The sequence below is a fragment of the Nonomuraea sp. NPDC001684 genome, assembly GCF_053596515.1.
Genome location: NZ_JBSFGJ010000469.1, coordinates 1 through 6951, shown reverse-complemented (window position 1 = coordinate 6951; position 6951 = coordinate 1). Strand labels below are relative to the sequence as shown.

Below are 6951 nucleotides of genomic sequence, written 5' to 3'. Positions count from 1 at the left end.
CTCTGCCACGCGGGCGAAGTGCCGGCCCTGCGTACCACCCGTACCATCGGGGCGCTGCGCGCGGCGGCGGCCGAGGGGCTGCTGGACCCGGCCGACGAGCGCGTGCTGGCCGAGGCGTGGCGGTTCGCCTCCCGGGTCCGCGACGCGATCATGCTGGTCCGGGGCAGGCCGGGGGACAGCGTGCCGGCCGAGTCGGGGGAGCGCCGGCTCATCGCCCGTACGCTCGGCTACCCGCCGGACGGCTCGGAGGACTTCCTCGACGACTACCGCCGCGTCACCCGCCGCGCCCGCCAGGTCGTCGAGCGCGTCTTCTACGGGGGTTGATCCCGGTCCGCGGCCGGGTGTATCAAGGCGCAGGTGTTATCCGTTTACGTGGACCTGGCCCTCGGCCTGGTGGTGTCGTTCCTGCTGCTGTCACTGCTGGTGAGCGGGGTCAACGAGGCGTTCGTGCGCCTGCTCGCGATCCGCAGCAAGTTCCTGTGGGCCTACCTCAGGGACACCCTCGACGGCGCCGACGCGCAGGGCAGGTCGTGGCTGCCCGCCAAGGTGCGCGACGTGTTCGCCGCACTGCCGTTCACCCGTGATCCCCGGCCGGTCCACAGCGACCAGCCCGCCCCCGCCGAGCCCGGCACGCTGCCGGTCGCCGAGCCCAAGGCGCAGGACGCCATGGTCAAACTGCTGTACGAACGCGTCCAGGAGATCGACCACCCGACGAAGGGCCGGACGAGCATCGCCAACATCCCGCCGGGGCGCTTCGCCGTCGCCCTGATGGAGATGGCGGCCGCCGAGCCGGAGGGCGTCGAGGGCTTCCTGGCCAAGCTCAAGGAGATGGGCAGCCCCCTGTACGGCCACCTGCGCGGCGTCTGGGAGACCGCGCAGCGCGACCTCGACCGGTTCAGGCAGGGCGTCGAGACCTGGTTCGACGGCGAGATGGAACGCCTGTCGATGTTGTACAAGCGCTACGTCAAGTGGGTGGTGGCCGTCCTCGGCCTCCTGGTCACGCTGCTGTTCACCATGGACGGCCTGGAGTACGGCAAGACGCTGCTGCGCGACAACGCCTTCCGCGCCTCGGTGACCGCCGTGGCCGAGGCGGGCCCGGCGGCCTACGACGAGCTCAAGGCCCGGTGCGGCCAGTCAGACCCCGTGCCGTGCATCACCGAGACGCTCAGCGAGCCCGCGATGGTCCAGATGCTCCAGCACGCGCTGGTCAGCATCGCCATCCCGGCCGAGGGCGACCCCACGCTGCACTGGAACGGCGCCACCTGGTGGAGCCGGCTCACCACCCCCAGCCACTGGCCCGGCTACCTGCTGACGTACGTGGCCCTGCTGTTCGGCGCCCCCTTCTGGTGGGACGTGTTCCGCCGCATCACCGGCATCAAGGCCCGGCGCAAGGACCAGTGAGCAGGCCGCCGGATCAGGCGCTCATGGCGTACAGCACGTCCCGCAGCGACTCCTCGCGTCCGCGCAGCCAGACCAGGCGCAGGGCCAGCGCGGGCGCCCGGCAGTCGAGCGCGACCAGCGCGCCGGAGCCGAGGTCGGCGCCCAGCGCGAAGTCCGGCAGCAGGGCCTGCCCGAAGCCCTGCCTGGCCCACTCGCGGGCGGTGGCGATGCTGGTCAGCTCCCTGCGCGGCACGTCCGGGCCGAACGCCTGGTCGGCCGCGAGCCGGATCGAGCAGCCGGGCGGGCTCACCAGCAGCGGCTCCCGCTCGCCGTCCGGCGCGGCGACCAGCGACAGCGCGACCTCGCCGACGTCGAGGAAGTCCATGCCGGGCGGCGGGGTGAACCCGAGGCCGCCGATCCGCGGGCCGAGGTCGAGCAGGAGCGCCGCGTCCAGGTCGCCGGAGGCCACCTGGGCCAGCAGGTCCTGCCGCATCAGGGAGCGCACGTCCACGTCCAGGTCGGGGCGGCGTTCGGACAGGCGGCGCAGCACGGCCGGCAGCCGGGCGGCGGCCAGCATCTCCAGCGCGCCGACGCGCACCCGGCGGCGCCGGCCGGTGACCGCGCGGCGCACCTCCTCGGCGTGGTCGAGCAGGCCCTGCGCGCGGCCGAGCAGCGCGGCGCCGGCCTCGGTCAGCCGCATGCCCTGCGGCGTGCGCTCGAACAGCGGCACGCCGAGGCTGCCCTCCAGCCTGCGCACCTGCTCCGACACCGACGCCGGGGCCAGGCCGAGCGCGTTCGCCGCGCCGGTGACGGTGCCCGCCCCCGCGACGGCGACAAAGCCCCTCAACTGCCGCAAGTCCATATAAAGCAGCATAAGGTTTTCCCGAATGCCCCGTACGGCGCCGCCTGTTGAGGGGAAAGCGGCGTTTGACCAGGCTGTGGGCATGCGAATGTTCGGTTTCTCCCTCGCCTACTTCCTGGTGATCCTCGACACGACCGTGCTGACGATCGCGCTGCCGGACCTGCGCGCCTCCCTCGGCGGCTCGCTGGCCGGGCAGCAGTGGGCGGTCAACGCCTACACCGTCGCCTTCGCCGCGTCGCTGCTCACCGCCGGCGCCGTGGCCGACCGGTTCGGCGCGGCCCGCGTCTTCAAGGCCGGGGTGGCGTTGTTCGGCGCGCTGTCGCTGCTCAGCGCGGCGGCGCCGGACCTCGGCGTGCTGGTCGTGCTGCGCGCGCTGCTCGGCGTGGCCGCGGCGCTGTGCACCGGCGGCTCGCTCGGGCTGCTCGCCGAGATGTTCCCGGCGCCCGCCGCCCGCGCCCGCGCCACCGGCCTGTGGGCGGCCGTCACCGGCTCGGCGCTGGCCGCCGGCCCCCTGCTCGGCGGCCTCCTGGTCGGACTGTCCGGCTGGCGCGCGGTCTTCCTGGTCAACGTGCCCTTCGCCGTGGTCAGCCTGCTGATCATGCGGAACGTCGCCTCCCCGCGCGGCGCCCGCCGGATCGACTGGCAGGTCCAGGCCCTGGCCTGCGTGCTGCTCGGCCTGGTCGCCGAGGCCCTGATCGACACCTCCGCGCTCGCCGCCGGGCTGGCCGTGGCCGTCCTGGTGGCGCTGGTGCTGGTGGAGCGCCGCAGCCACGCCCCCGCCCTGCCCGGCGGCCTGCTCGCCGCCACCTGGCCGGAGCTGCTGGCCGGGACGGTCGCCAACTTCGCCTTCTCCGGCGCGCTGTTCGTGCTCACCCTCCTCCTCCAGGACACCCGCCACCTGTCCCCGGTCGCCGCCGGGCTCGCCTTCCTGCCGCTCACCCTGCCCATGACGGTGAACCCGCTGCTCACCGGCCGCCTGGTGGCCCGCTACGGCCCGCGTCCGCCGATCCTGGGCGGTCTCGCCCTCCTCGCGGCCGGCCTGGCGGGGGTGGCGTTCACCGACGTGCTCGCGCCCTGGCTGGTGGTCATGGGGTTCGGGCTGTCGTTCGTGTTCCCGGCGCTGATGGCGGGCATGGTGAACGCCGCCCCCGCGGGCACGGCCGGCACCGCGGGCGGCGTGCTGAACGCCTCCCGCCAGGTCGGCGCCACCCTCGGCGTGGCGGTGCTGGGCGTCGTCGGGCGGCCCCTGCTCGCCGCGGCCGTCCTGACGGCGGCGACGTTCGGCTGCTACGCCCTGGCGGCCGCCCGCGCCCGGCATGCCGCGCGGGGACGACGGGAGGCCGCCGCAGTATCGTGAGGCGCACGAGTCAGACGACCGGCGAGGTGACAGTGCGTTTCCAGCATTCCGCGGACATCTGGCGGGACTTCCCCGACCTGGTGCCCTTCGCGCTCCACGTGGCGGGCGTCGACGCCGCCGCCCGCGTCGACGACCAGGTGGCCCGCTACTGCGACCTGGCGGCCCGGCGGGCCGCCCCCGAGAGCGAGCTGCCCGAGATCCAGGCGTGGCGGCGGGCGTTCACCCGGATGGGGCTCAAGCCGACGCAGTACCGGTGCGCGTCGGAGTCGTTGCTGCGCCGCTTCAGGAAGGAGGGCGCACTGCCGCGCCTGCATCCCCTGATCGACCTGTGCAACGCGGTCTCGATCGCCTTCGCCGTGCCGGTGGCGGTGTTCGACGTCTCCCGCGTCTCCGGCTTCGTCGAGGTGCGGTACGCCTCGGGCGAGGAGACGTACCTGACCTTCTCCGGCGAGACGGAGCACCCGGCCGCCGGAGAAGTGATCTTCGCCGACGCGGACGGCCAGGCGCACGCGCGCCGCTGGACCAACCGGCAGAGCGGCCTGTCGGCGGTCCGCGACACCACCACCGATGTGCTCATCGTGGCCGAGGCCCTGCACGAGACGGCCCGCGCGGACGTCGAACGCCTGGCCACGGCCCTCTACGACGAGCTGACCGCCCTGTGGCCGGTGTCGCCGAAGTCGGAGATCCTCACCGCGTCGGCGCCCCGCTTCGACTTCTGACCACGGGGCGGTCCCCGCTCACGGCTCAGCAGGGCGTGAAGTAGACCTTCTGGGTGCCCGACAGGACGCCCCACTCGCCGGCGGGCTGGCCGCAGCCGAACCACCGCTGGCCGACGAGCTGGTCGCCGTTGAAGTAGGCGAAGACGACGAGGAGGTCGCCGCCGGGCGGCGGCGGCGGGATGGCGTGAGCCGGGGTCGAACCGAGACAGAGCGCGCCGGCGGCCAGCACCGCGGCTAACAGCCCTCGTCTGATCCTCATGACGGTCCTCCAGATCCTTCGGGCGCGTTCGGCCGATGGCCGGTTGCGTGATCTGGGATCAAGGTAACCGCGTTCGCCGAACCCCGCCAGAGCCCTCCCAATCGGCCGTCGCGGGGCCGATCGACCGGCCCGAAGGGCGCGGTGGCTCGGTTCCGCGGGAGTGAGCGGGAAAGGGCCCGGTGCCGTCATCGGCGCCGGGCCCCCTTCGTTCCGGGTTCTCCCGATGGGAGAACCGCGGCCTCACACGTCGTAATACAGCTCGAACTCGTGCGGGTGCGGACGCAGGCGGATCGGGTCGACCTCGTTCTCCCGCTTGTACGACACCCAGGTCTCGATCAGGTCGGGCGTGAACACGCCGCCTTCGAGCAGGTAGTCGTGGTCGGCCTCCAGCGCGTCGAGCACCTCGGGCAGCGAGCCGGGCACCTGCGGCACCTGGCGGGCCTCCTCCGGCGGCAGCTCGTACAGGTCCTTGTCGACCGGCTCCGGCGGCTCGATCTTGTTCCGGATGCCGTCGATCCCCGCCATCAGCATCGCCGAGAAGGCGAAGTACGGGTTGCACGACGGGTCGGGCACGCGGAACTCGATGCGCTTGGCCTTCGGGTTGGACCCCGTGATCGGGATGCGCACGCAGGCCGAGCGGTTGCGCTGGGAGTAGACCAGGTTGACCGGGGCCTCGTAGCCCGGGACCAGGCGGTGGTAGGAGTTGACCGTCGGGTTGGTGAAGGCCAGCAGCGACGGCGCGTGCCGCAGCAGGCCGCCGATGTAGTAGCGGGCGGTGTCGGACAGGCCCGCGTAGCCGACCTCGTCGTAGAACAGCGGCGAGCCGTCCTTCCACAGCGACTGGTGGCAGTGCATGCCGGAGCCGTTGTCACCGAAGATCGGCTTGGGCATGAACGTGACGGTGTGGCCGTACTCCAGGGCGGTGCTCTTGATGACGTACTTGTAGAGCATCAGGTTGTCGGCCGTCTTGAGCAGCGTGCCGAACCTGAAGTCGATCTCCGCCTGGCCCGCCGTGCCGACCTCGTGGTGCTGCATCTCGACGTCGATGCCGCACTCGATGAGGTTGCGCACCATCTCCGAGCGCAGGTCGGTGAAGTGGTCCATCGGCGGGACCGGGAAGTAGCCGCCCTTGTAGCGCGGCTTGTAGCCCAGGTTGCCGCCCTCGGCCCGCTTGCCGGTGTTCCAGGCGCCCTCGATGGAGTCGATGTAGTAGTAGCCGGCGTTCGCCTTCGTCTCGAAGCGCACGTCGTCGAAGATGTAGAACTCGGCCTCGGGGCCGAAGTAGGCCGTGTCGGCGATGCCGGTGCCCTTGAGGTACTCCTCGGCCTTGCGCGCCACGTTGCGCGGGTCGCGGCTGTAGGCCTCGCCGGTCAGCGGGTCGTGCACGAAGAAGTTGAGATTGAGCGTCTTGTGCTGGCGGAACGGGTCGAGCACCGCGCTGGACGGGTCGGGCAGCAGCAGCATGTCCGACTCGTGGATCGCCTGGAAGCCGCGGATGGACGAGCCGTCGAACATGAGCCCGTCGGTGAAGACGTTCGCGCCGAAGTTCTCGACCGGGAAGGTGAAGTGGTGCGTCGTCCCCGGCAGGTCGGTGAACCTGACATCGACGAACTGCACCCCTTCGTCACTGATGAACTTCAGGACGTCGTCGGCGGAGTTGAACACTCTCGAACCTCCCTGAGGGACTGGCCATCATGCCGACGCTAGGTCGCGGCCGTTTCCGTACGGTGTCTCGATTGTTTCGCATGTGTTACGCAGGGTCACGTCCCCTGGGACGTGTCGCAGCCTCCGTCGAAATCCGGCCGGACGTCCAGGTCGTAGGGGTCGGTGGCCGGGCCCGTCGGCGCGACGGAACCGGGCGGGTCGTCCTCGTAGACGGGGTGGACGAACCCGTCGTCGATGTCGCAGTCGGCCGGGGTGCTGCTCATGCCCCAGTCCACGTACACGGCGGGCTTGCCGTCCGAGCGGTAGAGCTGCACCTCGCCGGTGAGCTGCGAGACCAGCCGCATGGTGGTGGCCGGCACGCCGGGCCGGCGCACGGCGTAGACGGCCAGGTAGTTCACGTCGACCTTGACGCCGTGCAGCCCGTCCTCCCGGAAGGTGCCGAGGCGGGCGGTGCCGTTGATCTTGACCACGTCGGTGGCGAGCTCGGCGCTGCCGGGGGCGAAGCTGTGCACCATCTGGCGGCTGTCGTACTTCTTGCCGCCCAGCTCCTTGTAGAACTCCTCGCGCTGGTCGGGGTCGAGCAGCCCGGCGAACGCCTTGGGCCTGCCGCCCATGGGTCCTCCATGGCGACCAGCGCGAGCAGCTGGAGCAGGTGGTTCTGGATCACGTCGCGGGCCGCGCCGATGCCGTCGTAGTAGCCGGCGCGCCC

General features: G+C 72.0%; 8 protein-coding genes and 1 pseudogene. 4 read left to right on the top strand and 5 right to left on the bottom strand.

The annotated features are described in order from the left end of the window. Together ACWCSD_RS44095 and ACWCSD_RS44090 are read left to right on the top strand one after the other, a co-directional pair. Positions 1–324, top strand: a 324-nt coding sequence (locus tag ACWCSD_RS44095) for a [protein-PII] uridylyltransferase family protein (protein ID WP_449924225.1), incomplete at its 5' end; no start/stop codon positions are given. 33 nt (positions 325–357) lie between these two features. Then, positions 358–1401: a hypothetical protein gene (locus ACWCSD_RS44090; protein ID WP_397162272.1), complete on the top strand. Its 1044-nt coding sequence runs from the start codon at positions 358–360 to the stop codon at positions 1399–1401. A 13-nt stretch (positions 1402–1414) separates the two neighbouring features. Here ACWCSD_RS44090 and ACWCSD_RS44085 read toward each other — a convergent pair whose 3' ends face one another. Beyond that, entirely contained in the window at positions 1415–2242 is an 828-nt protein-coding gene (locus tag ACWCSD_RS44085) for a LysR family transcriptional regulator (protein ID WP_364331905.1), read from the bottom strand. Positions 2243–2324: 82 nt separating this feature from the next. Here ACWCSD_RS44085 and ACWCSD_RS44080 point away from each other — a divergent pair, with 82 nt between their 5' ends. Further along, complete coding sequence (locus ACWCSD_RS44080; RefSeq protein WP_397162271.1) at positions 2325–3599, top strand: MFS transporter; 1275 nt, start codon at positions 2325–2327, stop codon at positions 3597–3599. 32 nt (positions 3600–3631) lie between these two features. Further along, on the top strand, positions 3632–4318 hold the full coding sequence (locus tag ACWCSD_RS44075) for a B3/4 domain-containing protein (RefSeq protein WP_397162270.1): 687 nt from the start codon (positions 3632–3634) through the stop codon (positions 4316–4318). A gap of 25 nt (positions 4319–4343) precedes the next feature. On the opposite strand, the gene ACWCSD_RS44070 is transcribed toward ACWCSD_RS44075, so the two are convergent. From ACWCSD_RS44070 to ACWCSD_RS44055, 4 genes and pseudogenes are all read right to left on the bottom strand, one after another. Next, on the bottom strand, positions 4344–4577 hold the full coding sequence (locus tag ACWCSD_RS44070; protein WP_352353417.1) for a hypothetical protein: 234 nt from the start codon (positions 4575–4577) through the stop codon (positions 4344–4346). A gap of 240 nt (positions 4578–4817) precedes the next feature. Then, the gene (glnA, locus tag ACWCSD_RS44065) at positions 4818–6242 is read right to left on the bottom strand and encodes a type I glutamate--ammonia ligase (protein ID WP_352323044.1); all 1425 of its coding nucleotides are present in this window, start codon (positions 6240–6242) and stop codon (positions 4818–4820) included. 95 nt (positions 6243–6337) lie between these two features. Next, entirely contained in the window at positions 6338–6856 is a 519-nt protein-coding gene (locus ACWCSD_RS44060) for a hypothetical protein (RefSeq protein WP_449924219.1), read from the bottom strand. Then, positions 6856–6951: pseudogene (locus ACWCSD_RS44055) on the bottom strand (hypothetical protein); the annotation flags it as partial. The gene ACWCSD_RS44060 and the pseudogene ACWCSD_RS44055, both read right to left, overlap by 1 nt.

Coding starts and splice junctions, on each gene's coding strand:
- ACWCSD_RS44085 (WP_364331905.1), bottom strand. CDS start 2,242: ATGGACTTGCGGCAGTTGAGGGGCTTTGTCGCCGTCGCGGGGGCGGGC.
- ACWCSD_RS44080 (WP_397162271.1), top strand. CDS start 2,325: ATGCGAATGTTCGGTTTCTCCCTCGCCTACTTCCTGGTGATCCTCGAC.
- ACWCSD_RS44070 (WP_352353417.1), bottom strand. CDS start 4,577: ATGAGGATCAGACGAGGGCTGTTAGCCGCGGTGCTGGCCGCCGGCGCG.
- ACWCSD_RS44060 (WP_449924219.1), bottom strand. CDS start 6,856: ATGGGCGGCAGGCCCAAGGCGTTCGCCGGGCTGCTCGACCCCGACCAG.